Origin of the sequence: Bacteroides sp., assembly GCF_028690125.1 — a bacterium.
Classification (GTDB): Bacteria; Bacteroidota; Bacteroidia; order Bacteroidales; family Bacteroidaceae; genus Bacteroides.
In genome coordinates this window covers 112,259-139,037 of record NZ_JAQVBV010000003.1, presented here as the reverse complement: position 1 = coordinate 139,037, position 26,779 = coordinate 112,259, and the positions used below count along the sequence as shown (strand labels likewise).

The window sequence follows — 26,779 nt, the reverse complement described above, 5'->3', positions numbered from 1 at the left end:
CACACTTTATATATTCGTAATCTACTTATCTTGTTTTCTATAGGTTGAAGGTATCTCGCCTTTTATAGCTTTGAACACCTTGCTGAAATAACGTAAAGAGGAGAAACCTACTACTTCGGAAATTTCAGTAATATTCATAGAAGTAGTGGTTAATAAAACAACGGATTTATCAATACGCATTTTATTGACATAATCGATAATTCCCATTCCTGTAATTGCTTTTATCTTATTGAATAATAAGGAACGGCTGATACACATATTCGTAGCCATGAACGATACATCCAACTCCGGATTACTCATATTTTCCTCAATAATTGTATTCAATTTCAAAAGGAAAGCCTCATCTGCATTACTAAAACTCATCTCTTTATGAGATAAGAGTTTATCATCCATATATCTTGTCCGTATCTGTTCACGTAGTTTGAGCTGATTATTGACCAATGCCAACAAACTATCTATCTCGAAAGGTTTTGGCAAGAATATATCCGCCCCAGTTTTATATCCGGTATACATATTCTGAGGATTATGATAAGCAGTCAATAAGATAAAAGGTATATGACTGATATCCAGATTAGTTTTCACTTCCCTGCAGAGTTCAAATCCATTCAATCGGGGCATCATCACATCACTAATAATAATGTCTGGCAAACGTTGTTTGATAATTTCCAGAGCATCTTTTCCATCTTTAGCCACATATACCCGTGCAAAGTAATTACTCAAGGTTTCTTTTAAATAATTCCGTAAATCAGCAGTGTCTTCCACTACTATCACCGAGTATTTCTGTAAGAATGTATAATCAATACTATCTGTTTCCTTAGTAAGAACATCCCCCGGAATTTCTGCAGAAGTTGGAACTAAATGACCATACGCATTGGTGAAAAGCGGAAGCTCAAAATAGAAAATAGCTCCATGACCAGAAGCATTTGATGCTCCTACTCTTCCTTTATGATGATTTATCAGACTTTTAGCATATGACAAACCGATACCACTACCTCCCTTTTCATGAGATCCCTGATAAAAATTGGAAAACAGTGAATTCGTATCTACCAAAATCAATCCCATACCTTCATCTTGCACAGATACTCTGACCCAGTCTTTTTCCGGAGAAAGGCTGGTAATAATAGTTGTAGTGGTTCCTGATTCACTGAATTTCAGTGCATTCATCAAGAAATTGGAAAGAACAAATTCACATTTATTCTTGTCAAAAGGAACGTCCTTAATATTTTCATCTAACGCATATTCTATCTTAACCCCCTTAGACTCAAATTCAAGGGTAAACTTATCACCTACCGAACACACCCATTCATTCAATGAATGTGGCAAGATATGTAACATTTCTTTTCCCTCCTCCAGCTTTCTCACATCCAGTACCATATCAATAATACCTTTCATCTGATGCGCCTGCTTATAGATAGAAACCAATAACTTATTCACATCACCCTCTTTTGTCTCTTGATTAAGAATGCGTTTTAATGGCGCACAAATCAGCGTTAATGGCGTACGAAGTTCATGGCTGATATTCGTTAGGAAATTAATCTTCTCTTCATACATCTTATTTTTCAACCGCATGATTTCCCGACGTTGTTTAATCTTCTTCTTACGATAAAAAGAATACAAAATTCCGTAAACCAATAAACAAAGGCATATGCTTAACCCTACGTAGAACCAATCTGTTTTCCACCAAGGAGGGGTAACAATAAGATGAAGAATTTGCTGTTCAGGACCCCATTCTCCTTTACGAGTATAATAGGATGCTGTTATCGTATATTCTCCAATAGGAAGATAATTGATCACTAAAGAATTGGAATTAGACCGTGTAAGTTCCTGTTCGAAACCCTCTATATGGAAGCGAAATCTATTCTTACGGAATACATCGTTCTCATTCAACAATACCTTCAACTGAAGGGATGAAAAATTCCAGGGAACCTCAATCGTTTCAACCGTACCATTCTGTTTTTCTGCCAATGAAACAGGCAAACCATTTAATAATACATCCAACAGTTCAATAGTATATACAGCATTAGCCTCAAAATGAATTGCCGGATTTATCAAAGTCATTCCTTCGGTACCTCCTATCAGAATATCTCCATTTTCTGCAAGAAGGGAAGCATTGAAAAGGTATTCATTAGGCAAAACACCATCAACCTCATCCAAAATAACAAAATTCTGAGTCAAGGAAGAGTATACAAATAGGTGACGCCGTGTACCAATCCAAATACGCCCTTGATTATCGGCTACAACGGAAGTCGCTTCTCGAAATAAACCGGTTTTCACAAAATCACTTTTTCCTGTTAGGGGGATGTAATGTATCACTCCCTCGGCTGTAGCTATCCAGAAAGTACCACTCGGGTCCATACACACATCATTGATCTCATATTTTCCCTGATAAAGTGTTTTAAAAGTACCCTCGGAAGAATTATACTCGCAAATATTTTTCAAATCTGAAAAATAAGTTTTCTGCCCCACAGTTGCAATAATTGATGGAGAATTACGCTCATATTCTTTCCCCATGGTCGCAACAATTTCAAATTTCCGGGTAGAAATATCATAAATGAATATATGCTGAGCACTAAAAAGAATTTTATTTTCCGCTATTCGCTGAATATAAACCGAGAAACCATTGATACAGGTCTGAGCATTCATCTCTTGATTTACAAGTATAAAAGGACGCAATTGTCCAGTATGCTTATTAAAGATAAAAAGCCCTTTATTAAAAGAGGAAAATAATAACTCGTCCGGGCTATATTCCACAATAGAAACGACTTTCTCATACTTTGTAAAAGGATAATGCTTAAAAGTTGATGATACTGCGTCAAAACGGTTGATACCACCTCCGTCCGTACCCACCCAGATAATTCCATCACTATCCTGAAAGAAACAATTGATTGTCTGATTACTTAAACCATAAGAGTTACCGAAAGGTACATATTCATAAGATCGGGCATATACATTCTTAATACCTATCAAACCATTTCGTATACTTCCTGCCCACATATTATCTACCGGATCTACATATAAGCGATAAATTGTATTTGCAGGAAATGAATGAACATCCCCCTCAGTTTGCTGTATGTTCGAAAATGAGAAATCATCCAAATCAATCATATTAATTCCCCCACCGTCAGTTGCCACCCAAAGTTGGTTATCTCTTTCGGTAATATCATGAATCACATCATACGTCAATGGAGAATTGGCTTTGGTAAAGTGCTTGAGAAGTTCTTTATTCTGATAACAATATAAACCATTACCGTAGGCACTAAGCCATAAACGTTTACGAGAATCAAAGTAGATACTCGTATAATTCTTCTCATCGAATGTAGTGGCTTTATTAAATTCTCTGGTTTTCAGGTTAAACGAATAAATTCCGTGCCAACGGGAATTAAGCAGAATATTCTCTTCATCATAACGTATCATTTCCCAGAAAGGATTATATAAAGCAGGGTCCTGTGCATAATAGAGGGGCTCCAGTTGTTTAGTACTATATACATACTTATAAATAGCACCTGAACCTCCAAATAAAATTCCTCCTTCGACCAATAAGTAAGAGGCAACGTATACAGGATTTCCATCATTCACAAAAGTTGTAAAATTATCATTTTCTCTGTTATACAAACAAATACCGGTCGAAGTTCCCACCCAAAGATTACAAATTGAATCTTCCGCTATAAAAGTGATATTATTAGAAATAAGTGTCGTACTATCTCCGGGCTGATGAAGGTATTGTTTCAAATGATCACGGTCGTAACAGTTCAAACCAGATTCTGTGCCTATCCATAAATATCCTCTATAATCATTTAAGATGCATTGCACTCTTGATTGTGAGAGTCCTTCTTTTATTCCCAGCTGTTTATAGTAATAAGGAGTAGACTGAGCTTCAACAATTTGCGTGTAACCGGCAAACAATAAATACAGAGCATAAATTTTAAATAGTATCTTAACCATAAGGAAACAATAATATTATATTCGAGACGTAAATATAAAGAATTCTCTTTAAAGAAAAATGTATTATATTAAAATCTATCCCTAAATCATTGAAATTTTCCATTTTTCTTTCTCAAACCAACAACTTTCTTTCATAACAAACCTCTTTTTTCTAAAAAAATAATAGTTTCTCCTTATAATATAAGGTAAGGAAAATCTTTTTTTTTACTTTTGCCACCGAATGTTATAGTACAAGCTATTATAAAAGATATAATTATGCAAAAAAACCTTGTCATAGTCGAGTCTCCGGCAAAAGCTAAAACAATTGAGAAGTTTCTGGGGAAAGATTTCAAAGTTCTCTCAAGTTATGGACATATACGCGATCTGAAGAAAAAGGAATTCAGTATTGACGTAGAAAAAGATTTTAATCCTCACTACGAAATTCCGGCAGACAAAAAGACTCTGGTTGATACGCTGAAAGCAGAAGCTGCAAATGCAAATACAGTATGGCTTGCATCCGATGAGGACCGCGAGGGAGAGGCCATTGCATGGCATCTGTATGAAGTCTTAAAACTAAAACCGGAAAACACCAAACGAATCGTCTTCCATGAGATTACGAAGTCAGCCATTTTAAAAGCAATAGAACACCCACGTGATATTGATCTCAATCTTGTAAATGCCCAACAGGCACGAAGAATTTTGGACCGAATTGTAGGTTTCGAATTGTCTCCTGTACTTTGGAAAAAAGTAAAACCGGCTTTATCAGCGGGACGCGTACAATCCGTAGCCGTTCGTCTGATTGTAGAACGTGAACGTGAAATTCATGCTTTTAAGACAGAAGCATCTTACCGTGTCATGGCTGTTTTTCTGGTTCCGGATACTGACGGGAAACTAGTAGAAATGAAAGCTGAGTTAGCACGCCGCATTAAAACCAAAAAAGAAGCAAAGGCTTTTCTCGATGCTTGCCAAGGAGCAACATTTACTATTGATGACATTAGTACACGCCCAGTAAAGAAAACACCTCCTGCTCCTTTTACAACTTCTACGTTGCAACAAGAGGCTGCACGCAAATTAGGCTATACCGTAGCGCAGACAATGATGGTCGCACAACGTCTATATGAATCGGGACTTATCACTTATATGCGTACTGACTCTGTGAACCTCTCAGAGTATGCAACTACGAGTAGTAAGGAAGCCATTATCCAAATGATGGGTGAACGTTATGTGTATTCTCGCCATTTTGAGACAAAAACTAAAGGTGCCCAGGAAGCTCATGAAGCAATTCGTCCCACTTATATGGAGAATCAATCCATAGAAGGAAGCTCTCAGGAGAAGAAGCTATATGACTTAATATGGAAACGAACTATCGCTTCACAAATGGCAGATGCAGAACTTGAAAAAACTACAGCCAACATTTCAATCAGCGATAGCAGCGATTTTTTCACAGCTACCGGCGAAGTTATCAAATTCGACGGTTTTTTACGTGTGTATCGTGAATCTTATGATGACGATAATGAGCAAGAAGATGAAAGCCACCTGTTGCCTCCATTAAAAAAAGGTCAGAAATTGGAACAAGGGCCGATTGTTGCAACTGAACGTTTCACACAACGACCGCCTCGCTATACCGAAGCAAGTCTTGTACGTAAGTTGGAAGAGCTAGGTATCGGACGTCCGTCTACATATGCTCCTACGATTTCTACCATTCAACAACGCGAATATGTAGAGAAAGGTAATAAAGATGGAGAGGAACGTATTTTTAATGTACTGACTCTAAAAGACAGTCAGATTAAAGATGAAACCAATACTGAAATTACCGGCACGGAAAAATCCAAACTCTTCCCAACAGATACAGGAACAGTAGTAAATGATTTTCTTACCGAGTATTTCCCTGATATTCTGGATTATAACTTTACTGCCAGCGTAGAAAAGGAATTTGATGGGATAGCTGAAGGAAGTGTACAATGGACTTCTATCATGAAGAATTTCTATGAGCAATTTCATCCTTCAGTAGAAAAGACATTGTCTATCAAAACAGAACATAAAGTAGGAGAACGTATTTTAGGAGAAGAACCGGGAACAGGTAAAACAGTCTCTGTAAAAATTGGTCGTTTTGGTCCTGTGGTACAAATAGGAACAGTCGATGATGAAGAAAAACCTCGTTTCGCTTCTATGAAGAAAGGACAGTCGATAGAAACAATTACCCTGGAGGAAGCTCTGGAATTATTTAAATTGCCACGAACTTTAGGTGAGTACGAAGGACTCACAGTGACTGTTGGTATAGGTCGTTTCGGTCCTTATGTACAGCATAATAAGGCATATGTATCTCTTCCGAAAACACTCGACCCGATGAAAATCACACTGGAAGAAGCTGAACAGCTGATTCTGGAAAAACGTGCCAAAGAAGCGGAACGTCATATCAAGAAGTTTGAAGAGGAACCAGAACTCGAAATCCTGAACGGACGTTATGGACCTTACATTAGCTATAAAGGTAATAACTATAAAATTCCTAAAGATATTGTTCCACAAGATTTGAGTTTAGAAAGCTGCATGGGGCTTATTAAAATACAAGACGAAAAAGAGACCACAGCATTTGCAAAGGCAAAGGCAAAACCGAAGGCTGAGCCTAAAGCCAAGACAAAATCCGAACCAAAAGCTAAAACAAAATCGAAAGCTAAAGCCACTACGACCAAAAAGAAATAATAATTAAGCAGCATATCTATGAATAGTCCGGCAGATAAGGATCAATCCTATTTTGCCGGACTATTTTAATTATTCAGTTATTTCTCTCTCTCTTAATCTTTTACGAACTATTTTTTTGTTTAATTGCATTATTATTTCTACATTTGTATTCTAAATGACGAAGTCGTTAAAAACCACATAATTATGCAAACAAACAAAACCAAATCAGCAATTTACGGGATACTATGTTTATTCTCGTTGTCAGGTTGCGCGGAAAAAGATTTGTATCAAGCTCCGGAGGCTAAACCGGCTGATACCTTCTTCGGATTTACAACATCCTCTAATTGCAACGTAAACCTATCTTATGGATTCAAAAACTATCAAGTAGTTTTTGAACTGTATGCCGAAAATCCAATATCAGAAGATGAAACCGGCAATTTCGTCAAGACGGAAGAAGAACCGGTATATCGGGGAAGTACAGATGCTAATGGAGTTTTCAACCAAGACATATCCATCCCATCATATATTACGGAATTATATCTTTATTCTGATTTCTTAGGAACAATCAGCCCTATCAAACTACCAATTGAAAACGGAAAAATTTCTTTTGACCAGAATACTTTTAAACAGAATTTACAAAAAGCTAAGGGTACACTCAGAAGCGTTACAGAAAATGGCTACGAATATCCGGACTATTGCAAGGTTTTAGGCGACTGGGACAACATAGGTTGTCCGACCTATCTTTCTCCTGTAACAACAGAAATAGATGCCCAGCTTTTGTACAACATCCACTCTGTATTCATCAAGCCAGGGGGCAGTGCAAAAATGGAAAATGAATTCCCACAATATATAGACGATAATGTAAATATAGAAATCAACATCATCAAGCCTGCTAAAATTGGATTAGTCATGCTTACCAGTACAGCATCCAAACAGAACACTGTAGGATACTTTACTTATCCAACCAATCAAAAGCCAACTAACACTTCAAATATCACTCCAGTGATCGTATATCCACGTATATCAACTGCCGTATGTAACTCCAGCAATACACCAGGTAGTATGTATGCAGGAGATAGGGTAGAATTGAAATACTGGGACGGAACAAAATTCGTCGATGAGTTTCCTGCGGGAGTAAGTATTGCATGGTTCATGATGGATTCTTCTTTCGATCAGAAAAGTTCTAAAATACAGAGCGACAGACGTACTTTCTATTCTATTCGTGAGTTAAACAATAGTGGCGAACACCGTACTATAGCTCTAAAAGACAAGTCCGGACAAGTAGTGGCTTTTGGAATGGAAGACGCCACAACTTTTACACCAACTGACAACACCAGGCTAGGAAATTTTGGTGACGCAGTATTCTATCTTGATTTTTCTGATAGAGAGTCAATCGAAACAGGTGGCGTAGAAGAGCTTCCTGATACTCCACTTGAGAGTCTGTATACTTCCCACAAAGGTGTATTATCATTTGAAGATTATTGGCCTGCTAAGGGAGATTATGACATGAATGATATGGTTGTAGAATATAAACGTGACATTTATAAAAGTGTTCTAACTGGTAAAGTTCAAAAGATAGTAGATACATTTGTTCCCAAACATAACGGTGCTACAACACAAAATGGATTTGGCTACCAACTTACCGGCATATCTAGCAGTGACATACAAAAAGTAACAATTGAGTCCGATCTATCTCCTTCACGATTCATGGAAGGACAAAATCTGGAACCCGGACAAAATTATCCTACCATTATACTATTCGATGACATAAAAGCTGCTTTAAACAAGACTTTTACTGTAACAATAGAAGTTGCGAAGGAAAAATTCTCAGAACAAGTATTCACCCCTTTCTTTAATAATCCGAGTTGGAATCAGCTATACAAGTTTAACATGAATCCTTTCATCATCATCACCAGTAATAAAGAACGTGGAAGAGAAGCTCATATTGTAAAGTTCCCACCAACTCAAAAGATGGACTATTCATATTTCGGGAAAGCTCCTGATGCATCCAGACCGGATGAAGGGTTATATTACGTAAATAATGAGAATTTACCGACAGGACTTCAAATTAGTGGAGTAAATATTGGAATCGTGAAGAAAACCAACTTTCTAATTCCAATGGAACAAGCAAGCATTAAGGAAGCATATCCTAAGTTCGAAAGTTGGGCATCAAGTTTCGGAGTACAAAATTCGAACTGGTGGAAGGATCCTGATATGTCAAAGGTGATAACTAAGTAGAATAACAACTATATAAAAATAGGCTGTCTCAGATATAGATAAGTGCTAATAAGCAGGTTCTATACAAAGACAGCCTTTTTTTATTGTATGTTGTTATAATATCTAAACAGCGAACCATACGCTATAACTCAAGTCACAGAATGTAACCAATAACAAGAAAGTTACCTAACCGAAAAGAGCAAATCAAGTCAAACATCAATTTGAAATAAGAGACGGAAACCACATTTACTCTTCTTTTCTGAGACAAAGAATTGAACAAAAATATACGGGATTCCCCTAATAATTGCATTAAAGAAACCCCGCATAAGCATATTTTATTCAGAGAAAAGACTTACATTCTGGAAGGAACTTCAATACCCAATAAGCTCATACCTAAACGAACAACTTTAGCTACATTGGCAGAAAGAGCAATACGGAATATTTTCAACGCTTCATTCTCTTCACGCAAAATACTAAAATCATGGTAAAACTGATTATACTCTTTTACCAAGTCATATGTATAATTTGCAATGATTGACGGACTATAATCCTCACCGGCTTGTTTTACAGTAGCTGCAAAATCAGCAACCATCTGAATCAATCCTTCTTCCTTCTCACTCAATTCAATACCCGCAGGTATTTCTTTTGGAATCACAATTCCCGATTCAGCAGCCTTGCGCAGCACAGACTGAATACGAGCATAAGTATATTGAATAAACGGACCTGTATTACCATTAAAATCAATTGATTCTTTCGGGTTGAAGGTCATATTTTTACGAGCATCCACTTTAAGAATGAAATACTTCAAGGCCCCCAAACCTACAATACGAGCTATATCATCCGCCTCGACCTTCGTGAGACCATCCAACTTACCAAGTTCTTCTGATGTTTCTTTTGCCGTAGCAATCATTTCCTGCATCAAATCGTCTGCATCTACTACAGTTCCTTCACGGGACTTCATCTTACCTTCCGGCAATTCCACCATTCCGTAAGAGAAATGTACGAGGCTTTTTCCCCACTCAAAACCTAATTTATCAAGCAGAATAGAAAGCACTTGAAAATGATAATTCTGTTCATTACCTACAACATAAATCATCTTATCAATCGGATAATCTGCAAAGCGAAGTTTAGCAGTGCCAATATCCTGAGTCATATAGACAGATGTTCCGTCACCACGAAGAAGAAGCTTGTGATCCAATCCTTCTGCAGTAAGGTCAGCCCAGACAGAACCGTCTTCTTTTCTATAAAAGAAACCTTTCTCCAAACCTTCCATTACCTTTTCTTTACCTTCAAGATATGTATTGGATTCATAATATATTTTATCGAAGCTAACCCCCATCTTCTTGTAGGTTTCATCAAATCCGGCATACACCCAGTTATTCATCATGGTCCACAAAGCACGCACTTCCGAATCACCGGCTTCCCACTTCACAAGCATTTCACGAGCCTCCTGCATTAATGGAGAAGCAGCTTCCGCTTCTTCCTTCGTCATGCCTTTTGCTATCAGTTCTGCAATTTCGGCTTTATAATGCTTGTCGAAAGAAACATAATAATCGCCTACTAGATGATCACCTTTTTTACCAGATCCTTCAGGGGTTTCGCCATTCCCATATTTCTTCCATGCCAGCATTGACTTACAAATATGGATACCACGATCGTTCACAATATTTGTTTTCACTACTTTATTTCCATTCGCTGCAACAATGTTAGCCAATGCGTTTCCTAAAAGATTATTGCGCACATGACCCAAATGAAGCGGTTTGTTCGTATTCGGAGAAGAATACTCAATCATTACTAGCGGAGACGTCTCAGTAGCTTTCACCAAACCATATTGTTCATCAGCTTGAATCCCATTTAGTAACTCAATCCAAGTAGCCGAAGCAATAGTTAGGTTCAGAAAACCCTTTATTACATTAAAAGCCGCCACAGCCGGTTCATTTGCCTCCAGATATTCACCAATTTCATGGGCTGTTTGCTCCGGCCCTTTTTTTGACATTTTCAGAAAAGGAAATACGACCAATGTCAAATGTCCTTCAAATTCTTTCTTGGTTTTTTGCAACTGCACCATCTTCTCAGGGACTTCCTGACCGTAGAGTGCCTTTAGTCCGCTAATAACGGACGCTACAAGTTTATCTTCAATCTTCATAATCAAGTTGTTTCTTGCGCGCAAAGATACAAAAAAAGGAGACGCGTCGCGCCTCCTCTTTTAATTTCTTTCAACTATATATCTTATTCAACAGCTGCAGACAATTCAGCACCTGGTTTAAACTTAGCTACTTTCTTTGCAGGAATAGTAATAGTTGCTTTCGTAGATGGGTTAATACCGGTTCTTGCAGCTCTTTCGCTAACAGCGAAAGTTCCGAAACCAACCAAAGATACTTTGTCACCAGCTTTCATAGCAGTAGTAACTGAAGAAATGAAAGCTTCGAGGGCTTTCTTAGCATCGGCTTTACTCATTTGAGCTTCAGCGGCCATTGCACTAATAAGTTCAGATTTATTCATGATACGTAAAATGATTAATTAATATATATGTTACATAAAAGATTCCCTACAAGAACATTACAAATATAGATGAACAAAACAACATATCAAATAAAAACATCAAAAAAACGCAGCAAATTATTGAAAAAGAGCTAATAGGATGTCATTTTCATGCTTTAAAACAGAAATTATTCGTACTTTTGCATTTCAACTATAAATATTCAGAAATTAAAATTATGCCAACTGTAACTAAAAACCTGATAATTATCAATGTACTAATATTTTTTGGAACAATCGTTGCTCAAAAATACGGCATCGATTTAACCAATTATTTGGGACTGCATTTTTTTCTTGCAAGTGACTTCAATCCGGCACAGCTTATTACTTATATGTTTATGCATGGTGGATTCCCCCACATCTTTTTCAATATGTTCGCCTTATTTATGTTCGGCCCGATCCTCGAACAAACTTGGGGACCTAAACGTTTCCTTTTTTACTATATTGCTTGTGGTATCGGTTCAGGACTTATTCAGGAAGGAGTCCAGTTTGCTACCTATATGGCCGGTAATCTTTCACAGTTACAGTTATCAGATATAATCCCTGTAAGAGATCTGGCAGGAAGTATAACTAATATGCCTGTAGAAAGTTATCTGAACATCTGGACTACGGTAGGTGCTTCGGGAGCCGTATATGCTATTTTGCTCGCATTTGGTATGTTGTATCCCAATAATCGAATGTTTATCTTCCCGTTGCCTTTCCCTATCAAAGCAAAGTTTTTTGTAATTGGATACGCCGCAATTGAGTTATGGTTAGGTTTGTCTAATAATCCGGGAGACAATGTTGCCCACTTCGCCCATTTAGGAGGAATGTTATTCGGGCTAATCTTTATTCTATATTGGAGAAAAAAAAGTAGAGGAAATGGGACATATTATAGCTGATTTAAAAGAAACATTCAGAAGAGGAAACATCTTCATTCAACTAATTTTCATTAACGTAGCTATCTTTATTATTGGTACGTTAATAAGCATATTCCTGCAACTGTTTAATTTCAGTGCCACAGGAATATTTGATCAATTCGCATTACCGGCTTCTCTTAACCGGTTTATTTTCCAACCATGGTCTTTGTTCACTTATATGTTCATGCACGCCGGATTCCTGCATATCCTGTTCAATATGCTTTGGTTATACTGGTTTGGAAGTCTGTTTCTCTATTTCTTTTCGGGAAAACACTTGCGTGGACTATATATTTTAGGAGGGATTTGTGGTGGTATTTTCTATATGGTTGCTTACAACATTTTTCCTTATTTCAGTCAGGCCGTTTCCAATTCCACTTTAGTAGGAGCCTCTGCATCCGTATTGGCTATTGTAGCAGCCACGGCTTACCGGGAACCCAATTATCGGGTACAACTGTTTCTGTTCGGTGCTGTCCGTCTAAAATATCTGGCATTAATCGTAATAGGAACCGATTTATTATTTATTACTTCAAGTAATGCCGGAGGACACATCGCTCATCTAGGCGGTGCTCTCGGCGGACTTTGGTTTGCAGCAAGCCTAAGCAAAGGAAAGGACTTGACCATTTGGATCAACCGATTGCTGGACGGCTTCATGTCTCTGTTTCAGAAAAAAACATGGAAGCGTAAACCGAAAATGAAAGTACATTACGGTGGTCAAACTTCCCGTGATAAAGATTACAATTACAACGCCCACAAAAAAGCACAATCGGACGAAGTAGACCGTATTCTGGAAAAGCTGAAAAAATCCGGTTACGAAAGTCTGACAACTGAAGAAAAGAAAAGCTTGTTTGATGCAAGTAAAAGATAGAATATGAAACACTTTGGCAAAATCGTCTCATATTTAATATTGGCAATCAATGCATTTTTTATAGGAATGTTGATTTTAACTGCCTATAGTTCGTATCTTCATCCGAAAATACATCCACTTGCTTCTTGCTTAGGACTTGCATTTCCTATTTTTCTGGCAGTAAATATCTGCTTCTTTATTTTTTGGTTAATCATCAATTACCGTTACACCATTCTAACCATTATAGGTTTCCTTATCTGTTATCCGCAGATAAAATCTTATATACCTATTAATTTTCCCGATAAATCTATTCCGGAAGAAAGCATCAAACTTCTCTCCTATAATGTAATGGGGTTTAATAACATGGAAAAGAAGGATGGACAAAATCCGATACTTACCTATTTGTCTAACAGCGGAGCAGATATTATTTGTTTACAAGAATATAATGCTTCCGGAAATAAAAAGTATGTAACAGAAAAGGATATAAAAAAAGCTCTTAAAGCCTATCCTTATTATTCAATACGCCGACCCGGAATAGGCGATTCCCAACTTGCTTGTTTTTCAAAGTTTCCCATACTCACAGCAAGCTCTATCAAATATGAAAGTTCCTATAACGGCTCCATGCTGTACACACTGAAAGTGAATGAAGACACCATCACCTTGATCAATAATCACCTGGAATCTAACAAATTAACCAAGGAAGACCGAGGGATATATGAAGATATGATCAATGATCCAAACGCAAAAAAAGTAAAGACAGGACTTCGGCAACTTGTCAAAAAGTTAGCAGAGGCATCAGCCATCCGTTCCGTACAAGCCGATTCTGTAGCCAATGTCATTATGGAGAGTAAATACCCGACTATTATTACCTGCGGTGATTTCAATGATGTGTCTATTTCATACACCCACCGTATTCTCACCCAACATTTGGATGATGCTTTTACTCAATCCGGCAAAGGCTTAGGAATCTCCTACAATCAAAATAAATTTTATTTCCGAATAGATAATATCCTCATCAGCCCTAATCTGAAAGCCTATAACTGCACGGTAGACCGGTCTATCAAAGACTCCGATCACTACCCTATATGGTGCCATATAAGCAAACGCTAAACACTGAATTTTTAATATATCCCCTACAATGATAAAAAAAACACTAACCATTTTAGCAATAAGTTGTATGATTTACTCTTGTTCTACGAAAACAGAAAACAACCCTTTTTTCACTGAGTTTCAAACAGAAAATGGAGTTCCTCCTTTCGATAAGATTAAATTAGAACATTACGAACCGGCCTTTTTGAAAGGTATCGAAGAGCAAAACCAACAGATCCGGTCAATCATTGATAACACTGAAGTACCTGATTTCGAAAATACAATTGTAGCTTTGGACAATAGCGCTCCTATCCTAGATCGTGTAAGTGCTATCTTCTTCAATATGACAGATGCTGAAACCACCGATGAGCTAACTGAGCTTTCCATCAAATTGGCCCCCATACTTTCCGAACACGAAGATAACATCTCATTAAATCAGGATTTATTTAAACGTGTAAATGCAGTATACCAGCAAAAAGATTCCTTGAATCTTACATCCGAACAGAAACGTTTATTAGAAAAGACCTATAAAGGATTTGTACGCTCCGGAGCAAACCTCAGTTCAGACAAACAAGCCCGTCTCCGTAACATCAACAAAGAATTGTCTACACTCGGCATCACTTTCAGTAACAACATACTGAATGAAAATAATGCTTTCCAGCTCTTTGTGGACAAAGAAGAAGATTTAGCCGGACTCCCGAACTGGTTTCGTCAAAGTGCCGCTGAAGAGGCAAAAGCTGCGGGACAAGCCGGTAAATGGCTATTCACCTTACACAATGCCAGCCGACTGCCTTTTTTGCAATATTCAGAAAATCGTCCTCTCCGTGAAAAAATATACAAAGCTTATACTAACCGGGGAAACAACAACGATTCTAATGATAACAAAGAAATAATCAAAAAAATCGTATCTCTCCGCCTGGAAAAAGCAAATCTGTTAGGATTTGACTCCTATGCTAATTTTGTCCTTGACGAGACGATGGCGAAGAATGCAGATAATGTGATGAACCTCTTGAACAATCTATGGAGTTACGCCCTTCCAAAAGCGAAAGCAGAGGCCGCCGATCTTCAGAAATTAATGGACAAAGAAGGTAAAGAGGAAAAGTTAGAAGCATGGGACTGGTGGTATTATACAGAGAAATTACGAAAAGAAAAGTACAACTTATCTGAAGAAGAAACCAAGCCCTATTTCAAGCTAGAAAATGTAAGGGAGGGTGCCTTCACCGTAGCAAACAAGCTATATGGAATTACATTGAATAAACTGAATGGTATCCCAACCTACCATCCGGACGTAGAAGTATTTGAAGTAAAAGATGCCGACGGGTCTCAATTAGGTATTTTCTATGTAGATTATTTTCCCCGCCCGGGAAAAAGTGGCGGTGCATGGATGAGCAACTATCGTGAGCAACAAGGATCAACCCGACCGTTGGTATGTAATGTGGGCAGTTTTACTAAACCCGTAGGTGATACTCCATCTCTACTAACCATGGACGAAGTAGAAACATTATTCCATGAATTCGGGCATGGCCTGCACGGTTTATTGACCAAATGTGAATATAAAGGCACTTCCGGTACCAATGTTGTACGCGATTTTGTAGAGCTTCCATCTCAAATCAACGAACATTGGGCAACTGAACCGGAAGTCTTGAAAATGTATGCTAAACACTACCAGACCGACGAAGTAATCCCCGATGAAATCATCGAAAAGATTCAAAAACAAAAAACGTTCAATCAGGGATTTATGACTACCGAATTACTCGCGGCAGCTATCCTCGACATGAACTTGCACACCTTGAAGGATGTAACGAATTTAGACATTCTTGCATATGAGAAAGAAGCAATGGGCAAGCTCGGTTTGATACCGGAAATTGCGCCACGTTATCGTACGACTTACTTCAATCATATAATCGGCGGATATGCAGCCGGATATTATAGCTACCTTTGGGCAAATGTATTGGATAATGATGCCTTTGAAGCCTTCAAAGAACACGGTATTTTTGACAAAGTCACTGCTGATTTATTTCGCTACAACATTTTGGAGAAGGGAGACAGTGAAGACCCGATGGTGCTTTACAAGAATTTCCGTGGAGCAGAACCGAGCTTAGAGCCATTATTAAAAAACAGAGGAATGAAATAATTCGGCAAAAAAGCCGTTCAACATCAAATATTTGAGGGCTTATAACACACGAATGTGAAAAAAAAACTATATTTGCAGCCTTGTATACGGCAGAATGAACTTGTATACGACAGAATTAAACGAAAATTAAATTAAAAAAGTAATCATCATAAATTAAAAGTAAAATGCAAAACAAAGGATTTATAAAGGTTTTTGCGGTATTACTCACGCTGGTATGCGTGTTCTACCTCTCCTTCTCCTTCGTGACTCGCCATTATGCCAATAAGGCGAAAGAAATTGCGAAAGGTGACGTGCAAGTAGAACAAGACTACCTCGATTCTATCTCAAACGAGAAGGTATGGCTGGGTAACTGGACGCTGAAACAATGTCGTGAGATGGAGATCAGTTTAGGTTTGGACCTAAAAGGTGGTATGAACGTTATCCTTGAAGTTTCTGTACCCGATGTAATCAAAGCATTGGCCGACAATAAGCCGGATGAAACTTTCAACAAAGCATTGGCTGAAGCTGCTAAACAAGCTGTCAATAGTCAGGACGATATCATCACTCTATTTGTTAGAGAATACCACAAAGCTGCTCCGGATGCAAAACTATCCGAACTCTTCGCAACACAACAGTTGAAAGATAAGATCAACCAGAAATCATCGGATACAGACGTTGAAAAAGTATTAAGAGAAGAAGTTAAAGCTGCAGTAGAGAACTCATACAACGTACTTCGCACCCGTATCGACCGCTTTGGTGTAGTTCAACCAAACATACAAAGTCTGGAAGATAAAATGGGCCGTATCATGGTGGAACTACCGGGCATCAAAGAGCCCGAACGTGTAAGAAAACTTCTCCAAGGTTCTGCTAATCTGGAATTCTGGGAAACTTACACAGCTCAGGAAATTCTTCCGGGTATCCAGACAGCTGATGCTAAGTTGCGTGGTGTATTAACACAAGAAACAGTAACAGACACTGTTGTTGTAACTACAGGTGATACAATTCCGGCAGCTACACTGACAGAAGCAACTCCGACAAAAAAAGCAGTTAGTGCTGCCGACAGCCTTGCAGCTGCTTTGAAGGGAGACAAAAAAGAAGAAAAAACTGCTGCAAATTTAGAAGAAATCAAAAAGCAATATCCATTGTTAGCTCTTCTTCAATTAAACACAAGTGGCCAAGGTCCGGTTATTGGTTATGCAAACTACAAAGATACTGCTGAGATCAACAAATATCTGGCCATGCCAACAGTGAAAGCAGAGCTTCCGAAAGATCTTAGTTTGAAATGGGGTGTAGCGGCAGCCGATTTCGATAAAAAGAAACAGACATTCGAATTATATGGTATCAAGCTGACTGAACGTAATGGAAAAGCTCCGTTAGAAGGTGATGTAATTGTTGATGCTAAAGATGAGTTCAGCCAATACGGCAAGCCAATTGTCACTATGGCAATGAATAATGATGGCGCTCGCCGTTGGGCACAACTTACCAAGAAAGTTGCTCCTTCAAAAGGAAGTATTGCCATTGTGCTCGATAATTATGTATACTCTGCTCCAACCGTACAGAATGAAATTACAGGCGGACGTTCTGAAATCTCCGGTAGCTTCACTCCGGAACAGACAAAGGACTTAGCTAACGTATTGAAATCTGGTAAGATGCCGGCTCCGGCTCACATCGTACAAGAAGATATTGTTGGTCCGTCGTTAGGGCAAGAGTCAATTAACGCAGGTATCTTCTCATTCGCTGTGGCTTTGATCCTGTTGATGATTTATATGTGTTCTATGTACGGCTTGATACCCGGTATGGTTGCCAACGGAGCATTGTTCCTCAACTTCTTCTTTACGCTGGGAATCCTTTCTTCCTTCCAGGCTGCACTGACAATGTCAGGTATTGCCGGTATGGTATTGTCATTGGGTATGGCAGTGGATGCAAATGTACTTATCTACGAACGTACAAAAGAAGAGTTGAGAGCTGGTAAGGGAGTAAAGAAAGCACTTGCTGACGGTTATTCCAACGCCTTCTCTGCAATCTTCGACTCTAACTTGACATCTATTATCACAGGTATTATCCTGTTCAACTTCGGTACAGGTCCGATTCGTGGTTTTGCTACGACTTTGATTATAGGTATCCTGATATCCTTCTTTACAGCTGTATTCATGACTCGTTTGGTTTATGAACACTTCATGAGTAAAGATAAGTGGTTGAATCTGACATTTACTTCTAAGATTTCCAAAAACTTATTGGTAAATACTCGCTTCGACTTTATGGGTACCAATAAGAAATCATTGATCATCGTAAGTGCGATCATCCTTGTATGTATCACTTCATTCGCGTACCGCGGCTTAAGCCAGAGTATCGACTTTACCGGTGGACGTAATTTTAAGGTGCAGTTTGAAAATCCGGTAGAGCCGGAACAAGTTCGTGAACTGATCTCCAGTAAGTTTGGTGACGCTAACGTTAGTGTTATCGCTATTGGTACAGATAAGAAAACAGTACGTATCAGCACTAACTACCGTATCGAAGATGAAGGCAATAATGTCGATTCTCAAATCGAAAGTTTCCTATATGAAACGCTGAAACCGTTGCTCACTCAGAACATTGACCTAGATACCTTTATTGACCGTGATAACCATACAGGTGGTAGTATCGTCAGTTCTCAGAAAGTAGGTCCAAGTATCGCAGACGATATTAAAACAGGTGCAATTTGGTCAGTTGTTCTGGCATTGTTTGCAATTGGTCTGTACATCTTAATCCGTTTCCGTAACATTGCTTATAGTGTAGGCTCTATTGTTGCATTGTCTTGTGATACTATTATGATTATCGGTGCTTACTCACTGTTGTGGGGATTCGTTCCGTTCTCATTAGAAATAGACCAGACATTCATCGGTGCCATCCTGACAGCAATCGGTTACTCTATTAACGATAAGGTGGTAATCTTCGACCGTGTACGTGAATTCTTCGGATTGTACCCGAAACGTGATAAGCGTCAGTTATTCAACGATTCTTTAAACACTACATTGGCACGTACTATTAATACTTCATTAAGTACATTGATTGTATTGTTGTGTATCTTCATCCTTGGTGGTGATTCAATCCGCAGCTTCGCATTCGCAATGATCCTCGGTGTAGTAATCGGTACATTATCTTCATTGTTCATTGCTTCTCCGATCGCATATAACATGATGAAAGACAAGAAAGTAAGCACAGAAGAATAATATATTTTGAATATAGAAAAAGCCTCTTCCGAGAGTCGGGAGAGGCTTTTTCTATTGATTAATCAAACAAATAGAAGCTATTGGACGTTCATATTTATAGAGAAGCACTTTGTAAAACTTAAAACTAAATACAGTATGAAAGTAACAATACTAGCACCTATAAATTTCCTTCTGGTAGCCTCGAGGGGAATCGAACCCCTATCTAAAGTTTAGGAAACTTCTATTCTATCCGTTGAACTACAAGGCCGTTTCTATTTTGGTTACAAAGATAACGGTTTCTGTTGATTTTACAAGAATAAAAATACAGGTTCCTTTCAGTTATTTCAAATCTTTTGCATCAATTGGACAATAAAGCTCGATTTATTTTGATAATTCGATTAACTTTCCGACCTTTGTACTCACAAATTGAAAGCAAAATCAATTTTTAAATAAAATATAGTAATTAAAGTTATGGCAGACGAAATGATGGTTAAAGAATTGGAGGAAGTAGTAGTACGTTTCTCCGGCGACTCCGGCGACGGTATGCAGCTGGCCGGCAACATCTTCTCGAACGTGTCGGCAACAGTTGGTAATGACATCTGTACATTTCCTGACTATCCGGCAGACATCCGCGCCCCGCAAGGTTCGCTGACCGGTGTTTCCGGTTTCCAAATCCATGTAGGTGCCGGACAAGTTTATACTCCAGGAGACCGTTGCCACGTATTGGTAGCAATGAACCCGTCGGCACTGAAAACACAAATCAAATTCTGTAAACCGCAAGGACTGATCATTACCGACTCCGACTCGTTCGAAGCCAAAGATCTGGAAAAAGCTAAATTCACAACCAACAATCCTTTTGAAGAATTAGGCATCAAACAAGAAGTTCTGGAAGTTCCTATTTCTTCTATGTGTAAAGAGAGCCTCAAAGACTCCGGGCTGGACAATAAAACAATTCTCCGTTGTAAGAATATGTTCGCACTCGGATTGGTTTGCTGGCTGTTCAACCGTAACTTGTCAGCAGCAGAAAATATGTTGCGTGAGAAATTTGCCAAGAAACCTGAGATTGCGGAAGCTAATATTAAGGTTTTGAACGATGGTTACAACTACGGAGCTAATACACATGCTTCTACTTCTACTTATAAAATTGAGAGCAAGGCTTCAAGAGCAAAAGGGCTTTATACAGATATTAATGGGAATAAAGCTACTTCTTACGGACTGATTGCTGCTGCGGAGAAGGCTGGTCTGGAACTTTATCTGGGTTCCTATCCCATCACTCCGGCAACTGATATTCTACACGAATTATCCAAACATAAATCACTGGGAGTAAAAACTGTACAATGTGAAGACGAAATCGCAGGTTGTGCTTCGGCTGTAGGTGCTGCGTTTGCTGGCGCACTCGCAGTAACAACAACTTCCGGTCCGGGCGTGTGCCTGAAAAGTGAGGCGATGAACCTTGCTGTAATCGGAGAACTTCCATTGGTTATTGTCAATGTACAACGTGGCGGTCCTTCTACCGGTTTGCCTACTAAATCGGAACAAACCGACCTATTGCAAGCACTTTACGGACGCAACGGAGAAAGCCCGATGCCCGTCATTGCTGCAACTTCACCAACTAATTGTTTCGACTCTGCATATATGGCTGCTAAAATAGCATTGGAACATATGACTCCAGTGGTATTGCTGACTGATGCCTTTATTGCTAACGGTTCCGCTGCTTGGAAACTTCCTGATTTAGAAGAATACCCGGCAATTAATCCTCCATACGTTACACCGGATATGGCGGGCAAATGGACTCCATACCAACGTAATGAAAAAACAGGAGTACGCTATTGGGCTATTCCAGGTACAGAAGGTTTCATGCACCGTATCGGTGGCCTTGAAAAGAGCAATGAAACAGGTGTTATCTCCACTGAACCGGAAAACCATGACAAAATGGTTCACCTTCGCCAAGCAAAAGTAGATAAGATCGCAGATTCTATCCCAGAACTGGAAGTATTGGGTGATAAAGATGCTGATTTGCTAATTGTTGGCTGGGGAGGTACTTACGGGCATCTACGTCTGGCTATGGACTTTATGCGCGATCATGGAAAGAAAGTGGCTCTTGCTCACTTCCAATACATTAATCCGCTGCCAAAGAATACAGCCGATGTACTGCGTAAATACAAGAAAATTATCGTGGCAGAACAGAACTTGGGACAGTTTGCCGGTTACCTGCGTATGAAGATACCCGGACTGAACATCAGCCAGTTCAACCAAGTGAAAGGACAGCCTTTCGTTACGAGAGAATTGATAGATGCATTCACTAAATTATTGGAGGAATAAGAGATGAGCGATACAGTATATACCATGCAAGATTATAAATCAGGTCAGCCTCGTTGGTGTCCGGGATGTGGTGATCATGCTTTCCTGAATTCACTGCATAAGGCTATGGCTGAATTGGGAGTAGCTCCACACAATATTGCCGTAATTTCGGGTATCGGTTGCTCATCCCGTCTGCCATACTACGTGAATACTTATGGGTTCCATACCATTCACGGACGTGCCGCAGCTGTTGCAACAGGTGCAAAAGTGACCAATCCGGATTTGACTATCTGGCAAATCTCAGGTGACGGTGACGGTCTGGCCATTGGTGGCAACCACTTTATCCACGCATTACGCCGTAATATTGATCTAAATATGATCCTATTGAACAATCGCATTTACGGTTTGACAAAGGGACAATATTCTCCGACGTCCGAACGTGGATTAGTTACAAAATCATCTCCTTATGGAACTGTAGAAGATCCATTTCATCCGGCAGAGTTGGCCTTTGGCGCACGCGGTCATTTTTTTGCCCGTTGCATTGCAGTGGATGGTGCTGCTTCAGTGGAAGTATTAAAGGCAGCCGCTAATCACAAAGGTGCTTCTGTTGTAGAAGTTCTTCAGAACTGTGTTATTTTCAACGATGGCACACATGCTTCCGTAGCAACGAAAGAAGGACGTGCCAAAAATGCTATTTACTTGGAACATGGCAAACCGATGTTATTTGGTGAAAACAAAGAGTTCGGATTAATGCAGGAAGGTTTCGGATTGAAAGTGGTAAAACTTGGAGAGAACGGTGTTACTAAAAAAGATATTTTAGTACACGACGCTCATTGCCAAGACAATACACTACAATTAAAACTTGCGTTGATGGAAGGTCCGGATTTCCCAATCGCATTGGGTGTGATCCGCGAAGTAGAAGCTCCAACTTATAATGATGCAATAGTAGAACAGATCGAAGAAATCAAAGGCAAAAAGAAATACCACAATTTCCAAGAGCTGTTAATGACAAATGATACTTGGGAAGTGAAGTAATCCACATTCCACTTTTATAGATCATATAAAAAAGCGTAGGTAGAGGATAAAACTCTTCTTACGCTTTTTTATTTTTAAATATTGTGGATTAGCTACTTGGCATAGGGATATATTGCCATTCAACGAAAAAGAAAAGGATATTATAGTGAATAAATAATCATCATAGTATACAACCGTCCCTTATCCGATTGGTAATATTTTTATGTGGATATCCCAATCATTTGAGACTACAAAATAACTATATCAGATTCAGATAAAAGAAATATTATAAAATCCGCTTACTCAGATAACGGACCGGATACCATACAGAAAGAAATCCCACAGCTAATACAGTTATGAAAATCAACACAATATCCCATGCGTGTACACTTACAGGATAAGCATCAACCACAAAAGTACCGTTGCCGCCTCCAAGGGTAATGACCCCAAACTTCTCTTGAATGAAGCACAAAATCAATCCCAGAATAATACCGGAAATTGCACCGAAGAGAGAGATAAGCCGTCCTTCAAGTAAGAATATCCGGGAAATCAACTTATCATTTGCTCCAAGACTACGTAACGTAGCAACATCTTCTTTCTTATCCAAAATCAACATAGAAAGTGAGCCAATCACATTGAAACAAGTAATCATCAAGATAAAAGTAAGCATAAGATAAGACACTAATTTTTCAATTTCCATAATACGGAATACATCCTTTTGTTGCTGATAACGGTTTTGTACCACAAATCCGTTACCCAACATTTTCTCTATCTTATCCTGCACAGAAGAAAGATTCGCATTTGGTTTCAATTTCAATTCAATAGCCGAGACTTCTGTTGTATAATCCAACAGATGACGAAGAAAATCAAGAGAAGTTAGAATATATTTAGCATCGTATTGCTGCTGATTGACAGAAAAAACAACACCTGGAGAATAAAGATAATCATGATTGAAAGAAGATCCGGGATTTGCCATATTCACTTTGACATTCCGTTTGGGAAGGTAAACCTGCAAGGGGTCTACAAACTGCAATCCAGTGCCCAACGTTGCCACCAGTTCGACTCCCATGATCCCATAATTCACAATAGAATCATGGAGTAGAAAATCTCCAGCTCCGTAAAGAATACTGTCTATTTCAGTTAACCGATCAAAATTATCTTCCACTCCTTTCAACACCACCATAGCCTGACGGTCTTTATACTGTACCATCGCATTCTCTTCAAGTGTTTCGGTAAAGATATCTACCTCGGGCAATGCAAATACTGCACGAATCCTTTCATCCTGTCCATCGAATACCTTGCCTTCACGAACAGTAATTTTCAATTCCGGATCGAATGCAGTGAAAAGGCTTGCCACCATATCCTGAAATCCATTGAAAACAGAAAGAGTGCAGACCATAGCCAGCGTAGCAAGGGCTACTCCGCACACAGAAATGCCGGAAATAACATTGATAGCATTATGTTTCTTTTTAGAGAAAAGATAACGCTTGGCTATATAGAAAGGGAAATTCACTTTAGCAGTGAATCAATCTTTTCGATGTAATCCAGAGAATCATCCACAAAAAATTTCAGTTCGGGGATAATACGTAACTGGTGACGCACCCGCGTTCCAAGTTCGTAACGAATGGACCTCATATTCTCATTGATGTTCTTTACCATGTCTTCTGCCTTCTCAGAGGGAAATATACTGAGGTAAACACGTGCGATACTCATATCAGGACTGATACGTACAGCACTGACCGATACTAATGTTCCATGCATCGCTTTGGTTTGCAGCAGGAATATCTCGCTTAGTTCTTTCTGTAACAGGCGAGAAATCTTATTCTGTCTGGTCGTTTCCATAAAATCTACTTCTTTTTTACTTTTTTCTTATAATTGTCAATCCGTCACGCAAAGGCAATATCACTTTCTCCACTCTTCCGTCTGCGGCAACCAAATCATTGAATGCTTTGATACCAATGGTCTGCGCATCGGTGTTCCGGGGTTGTTCAAGTACATGACCGTCCCACAAAGTGTTATCGGCAATGATATACCCGCCCTCTGAAAGATACTCCAACGTCATCTCATAATATTCAATATATTTGCGCTTATCTCCATCGATAAAAGCCAAATCAAACGTAATGCCCAAACTGGGAACAAACTCCAAAGCATCACCTATATAAAACCGGATTTTATCTGCAAACGGAGAATTCTCCAGCCACGGACGGGTAAAGTCTTCTTGCTCATCATTAATCTCAAACGTATGCAACATTCCACCCTCATGCAAACCTTCTGCCAGGCAAAGAGCAGAATACCCGCTATACGTTCCGATCTCCAAAATCTGCCGAGGACGAATCATTTCCACAAACATCTTCAACATCCTCCCCTGCAAGTGCCCGGAAGCCATACGGGGACGAAGTAGTTTCACATGCGTATCTCGATAAAGTGCTTTCAGATAATCGCTCTCCCCGTCGATATGCTGCAAAATATATTCGTCAATAGATTCAGTCTCCTGCATAAAAACTATTCTTTACAGATAACGGTTATTATTAGGTAACACAGTATCTTGAGCATGCTTCAATGCATCTTCTACTACATTGATCTCAAGGAAAGATGTCTGTGTGCCTTCTTTTCCACTACTCAGATAACCCACCATATCCGTCGGACACAAACGCCCCTCTTTCAATAGACGGCGTAAAGCAGCAAAATAATATTCCTGCCCGTTGGCAAGCTCCGGCATATAAATAGCCTCCACACCATAAGAAAGAGCCAAATGACGCATTGTCTTTTCTTTATAGCAGATAGCTAACACAGGATATTTACCACGGAAAGCAGCCAGGTTACGAGCTGTACGTCCGCTATAACTATCTGTAATGATAGCCCGGATCTTCAACTTAGAAGTAGCCTTCACAGCCTGTTTAGCAAGGAATGCAGTAACATCATTGCTATTTTCGTCCAATGGAATACGTATGTCGTTTTCTTCCAGTTTATCTTTTTCAGCCTGAGCAGCTATTTTAGCCATAGTCTTCACCGCCTCCACAGGATATTTACCGTAAGCCGTTTCACCGCTTAGCATCAAAGCGTCTGTACGATAATAAATAGCATTGGCAATGTCAGTCACTTCAGCACGAGTCGGACGAGGATTATTAATCATTGTATGAAGCATTTGAGTAGCAACGATTACAGGTTTCTTCGCAAGAATACACTTACGGATTAACACACGCTGAATACCCGGAATGCGTTCCTGCGGAACTTCAATACCTAAGTCACCACGGGCAACCATCACGCCGTCAGCCACTTCTAGAATCTCATCGATATTATCAACACCTTCCTGATTTTCAATCTTCGCAATAATCTTGATGTCACTGTTATGAGCATCCAATATTGCACGAATATCAAGTACATCCTGACGGTTGCGTACAAAAGAGTGAGCTATAAAGTCAATATCTTTTTCGATAGCATACAAAATATTGTTTCGGTCTTTTTCTGTCAATGAAGGAAGATTGATACGAACACCCGGTACATTCACGCTTTTACGACTTCCTAAAGTAGCCTCATTCTTCACTTCACAAAGCAAATAATCGGTTGTTTTATCAATAACTTCCAATTCCAGATCACCGTCATCAATCAGAATAGTACCGCCTATATTCAGGTCATACACAAAATTCGGATATGAAACGGCAATGCATCCACGGGTAGTCTCTAAATCGGGATTACCTACAATTTTAACTTTCTCGCCTATTTTATATAGAATCGGTTCAGCGTTGGCAGTAGTACGCACTTCCGGACCTTTTGTATCCATCAAAATCGCAATACGTTTAGATACAGCCCGCACGTTTGCAATTAAAGCTTCAAATCCTTCACGACTGGCATGAGCCGTATTCATACGCACCACATTCATACCGCCATCGAACAATTGTTTAATAAAATCCACATCACAACGCCTGTCCGAAATAGAAGCAACAATTTTAGTCTGTTTCAGTAACATAATCTTTTT

16 protein-coding genes and 1 tRNA gene are annotated in these 26,779 nt (G+C 39.1%); 9 read left to right on the top strand and 8 right to left on the bottom strand.

The annotated features are described in order from the left end of the window. Positions 1-21: 21 nt before the first annotated feature. On the bottom strand, positions 22-3,942 hold the full coding sequence (locus PHO71_RS03370; RefSeq protein ID WP_300198907.1) for a hybrid sensor histidine kinase/response regulator transcription factor: 3,921 nt from the start codon (positions 3,940-3,942) through the stop codon (positions 22-24). Positions 3,943-4,197: 255 nt separating this feature from the next. Here PHO71_RS03370 and topA point away from each other — a divergent pair, with 255 nt between their 5' ends. Beyond that, positions 4,198-6,621, top strand: a complete 2,424-nt coding sequence (gene topA, locus PHO71_RS03365; RefSeq protein WP_300198904.1) for a type I DNA topoisomerase — start codon at positions 4,198-4,200, stop codon at positions 6,619-6,621. A gap of 183 nt (positions 6,622-6,804) precedes the next feature. Further along, entirely contained in the window at positions 6,805-8,838 is a 2,034-nt protein-coding gene (locus PHO71_RS03360; protein ID WP_300198901.1) for an LruC domain-containing protein, read from the top strand. A 331-nt stretch (positions 8,839-9,169) separates the two neighbouring features. Here PHO71_RS03360 and argS read toward each other — a convergent pair whose 3' ends face one another. Both argS and PHO71_RS03350 read right to left on the bottom strand, forming a co-directional pair. Then, positions 9,170-10,963, bottom strand: a complete 1,794-nt coding sequence (gene argS / locus PHO71_RS03355; protein WP_300198899.1) for an arginine--tRNA ligase — start codon at positions 10,961-10,963, stop codon at positions 9,170-9,172. 83 nt (positions 10,964-11,046) lie between these two features. Further along, positions 11,047-11,319 carry an HU family DNA-binding protein gene (locus tag PHO71_RS03350; RefSeq protein WP_300198896.1) on the bottom strand — a complete coding sequence of 91 codons (273 nt, stop codon included), beginning with the start codon at positions 11,317-11,319 and terminating at the stop codon, positions 11,047-11,049. A gap of 215 nt (positions 11,320-11,534) precedes the next feature. Between PHO71_RS03350 and PHO71_RS03345 the strand changes: the two genes are divergently transcribed. The 5 genes from PHO71_RS03345 to secDF all read left to right on the top strand — a co-directional run bounded on the left by PHO71_RS03345 (position 11,535) and on the right by secDF (position 19,509). Further along, positions 11,535-12,236, top strand: coding sequence for a rhomboid family intramembrane serine protease (locus PHO71_RS03345; protein WP_300198893.1), 702 nt, complete (start codon positions 11,535-11,537; stop codon positions 12,234-12,236). Next, positions 12,217-13,119 (top strand): rhomboid family intramembrane serine protease, encoded by a 903-nt coding sequence (locus tag PHO71_RS03340; RefSeq protein ID WP_300198891.1) that lies wholly within the window; start codon positions 12,217-12,219, stop codon positions 13,117-13,119. Before PHO71_RS03345 ends, PHO71_RS03340 begins: the two co-directional genes overlap by 20 nt. Positions 13,120-13,122: 3 nt before the next feature. Further along, a complete protein-coding gene (locus PHO71_RS03335; RefSeq protein WP_300198888.1) occupies positions 13,123-14,208 on the top strand; it encodes an endonuclease/exonuclease/phosphatase family protein in 1,086 nt (361 codons plus the stop codon). 28 nt (positions 14,209-14,236) lie between these two features. Then, positions 14,237-16,321: a M3 family metallopeptidase gene (locus PHO71_RS03330; protein ID WP_300198885.1), complete on the top strand. Its 2,085-nt coding sequence runs from the start codon at positions 14,237-14,239 to the stop codon at positions 16,319-16,321. A gap of 164 nt (positions 16,322-16,485) precedes the next feature. Further along, positions 16,486-19,509: a protein translocase subunit SecDF gene (secDF, locus tag PHO71_RS03325; protein ID WP_300198882.1), complete on the top strand. Its 3,024-nt coding sequence runs from the start codon at positions 16,486-16,488 to the stop codon at positions 19,507-19,509. A gap of 172 nt (positions 19,510-19,681) precedes the next feature. Here secDF and PHO71_RS03320 read toward each other — a convergent pair. After that, positions 19,682-19,756, bottom strand: a tRNA-Arg gene (locus PHO71_RS03320). Between the two features lie 203 nt (positions 19,757-19,959). On the opposite strand from PHO71_RS03320, the gene PHO71_RS03315 reads away from it, so the two are divergent. Both PHO71_RS03315 and PHO71_RS03310 read left to right on the top strand, forming a co-directional pair. Further along, positions 19,960-21,810: a 2-oxoacid:acceptor oxidoreductase subunit alpha gene (locus PHO71_RS03315; protein ID WP_300198879.1), complete on the top strand. Its 1,851-nt coding sequence runs from the start codon at positions 19,960-19,962 to the stop codon at positions 21,808-21,810. 3 nt (positions 21,811-21,813) lie between these two features. Next, on the top strand, positions 21,814-22,824 hold the full coding sequence (locus tag PHO71_RS03310; protein WP_300198877.1) for a 2-oxoacid:ferredoxin oxidoreductase subunit beta: 1,011 nt from the start codon (positions 21,814-21,816) through the stop codon (positions 22,822-22,824). Between the two features lie 265 nt (positions 22,825-23,089). On the opposite strand, the gene PHO71_RS03305 is transcribed toward PHO71_RS03310, so the two are convergent. Genes PHO71_RS03305 through pyk form a run of 4 tightly spaced genes read right to left on the bottom strand, consistent with a single transcriptional unit; the run spans position 23,090 to position 26,770 of the window. Then, a complete protein-coding gene (locus PHO71_RS03305) occupies positions 23,090-24,316 on the bottom strand; it encodes an FtsX-like permease family protein (RefSeq protein ID WP_300198874.1) in 1,227 nt (408 codons plus the stop codon). Then, entirely contained in the window at positions 24,313-24,645 is a 333-nt protein-coding gene (rbfA, locus tag PHO71_RS03300; RefSeq protein ID WP_077152867.1) for a 30S ribosome-binding factor RbfA, read from the bottom strand. Before rbfA ends, PHO71_RS03305 begins: the two co-directional genes overlap by 4 nt. A gap of 16 nt (positions 24,646-24,661) precedes the next feature. Further along, positions 24,662-25,300, bottom strand: a complete 639-nt coding sequence (locus PHO71_RS03295) for an O-methyltransferase (RefSeq protein WP_300198868.1) — start codon at positions 25,298-25,300, stop codon at positions 24,662-24,664. Positions 25,301-25,312: 12 nt separating this feature from the next. After that, on the bottom strand, positions 25,313-26,770 hold the full coding sequence (pyk, locus tag PHO71_RS03290; RefSeq protein ID WP_300198865.1) for a pyruvate kinase: 1,458 nt from the start codon (positions 26,768-26,770) through the stop codon (positions 25,313-25,315). Positions 26,771-26,779: the final 9 nt, after the last annotated feature.

What these genes read in the sequence shown, in the direction of transcription:
- argS (WP_300198899.1), bottom strand. Translation starts at nt 10,963, where the DNA reads ATGAAGATTGAAGATAAACTTGTAGCGTCCGTTATTAGCGGACTAAAG.
- rbfA (WP_077152867.1), bottom strand. Translation starts at nt 24,645, where the DNA reads ATGGAAACGACCAGACAGAATAAGATTTCTCGCCTGTTACAGAAAGAA.
- PHO71_RS03345 (WP_300198893.1), top strand. Translation starts at nt 11,535, where the DNA reads ATGCCAACTGTAACTAAAAACCTGATAATTATCAATGTACTAATATTT.
- pyk (WP_300198865.1), bottom strand. Translation starts at nt 26,770, where the DNA reads ATGTTACTGAAACAGACTAAAATTGTTGCTTCTATTTCGGACAGGCGT.
- PHO71_RS03360 (WP_300198901.1), top strand. Translation starts at nt 6,805, where the DNA reads ATGCAAACAAACAAAACCAAATCAGCAATTTACGGGATACTATGTTTA.
- PHO71_RS03310 (WP_300198877.1), top strand. Translation starts at nt 21,814, where the DNA reads ATGAGCGATACAGTATATACCATGCAAGATTATAAATCAGGTCAGCCT.
- PHO71_RS03340 (WP_300198891.1), top strand. Translation starts at nt 12,217, where the DNA reads ATGGGACATATTATAGCTGATTTAAAAGAAACATTCAGAAGAGGAAAC.
- PHO71_RS03330 (WP_300198885.1), top strand. Translation starts at nt 14,237, where the DNA reads ATGATAAAAAAAACACTAACCATTTTAGCAATAAGTTGTATGATTTAC.
- PHO71_RS03350 (WP_300198896.1), bottom strand. Translation starts at nt 11,319, where the DNA reads ATGAATAAATCTGAACTTATTAGTGCAATGGCCGCTGAAGCTCAAATG.
- PHO71_RS03315 (WP_300198879.1), top strand. Translation starts at nt 19,960, where the DNA reads ATGGCAGACGAAATGATGGTTAAAGAATTGGAGGAAGTAGTAGTACGT.
- PHO71_RS03295 (WP_300198868.1), bottom strand. Translation starts at nt 25,300, where the DNA reads ATGCAGGAGACTGAATCTATTGACGAATATATTTTGCAGCATATCGAC.
- secDF (WP_300198882.1), top strand. Translation starts at nt 16,486, where the DNA reads ATGCAAAACAAAGGATTTATAAAGGTTTTTGCGGTATTACTCACGCTG.
- topA (WP_300198904.1), top strand. Translation starts at nt 4,198, where the DNA reads ATGCAAAAAAACCTTGTCATAGTCGAGTCTCCGGCAAAAGCTAAAACA.
- PHO71_RS03370 (WP_300198907.1), bottom strand. Translation starts at nt 3,942, where the DNA reads ATGGTTAAGATACTATTTAAAATTTATGCTCTGTATTTATTGTTTGCC.
- PHO71_RS03335 (WP_300198888.1), top strand. Translation starts at nt 13,123, where the DNA reads ATGAAACACTTTGGCAAAATCGTCTCATATTTAATATTGGCAATCAAT.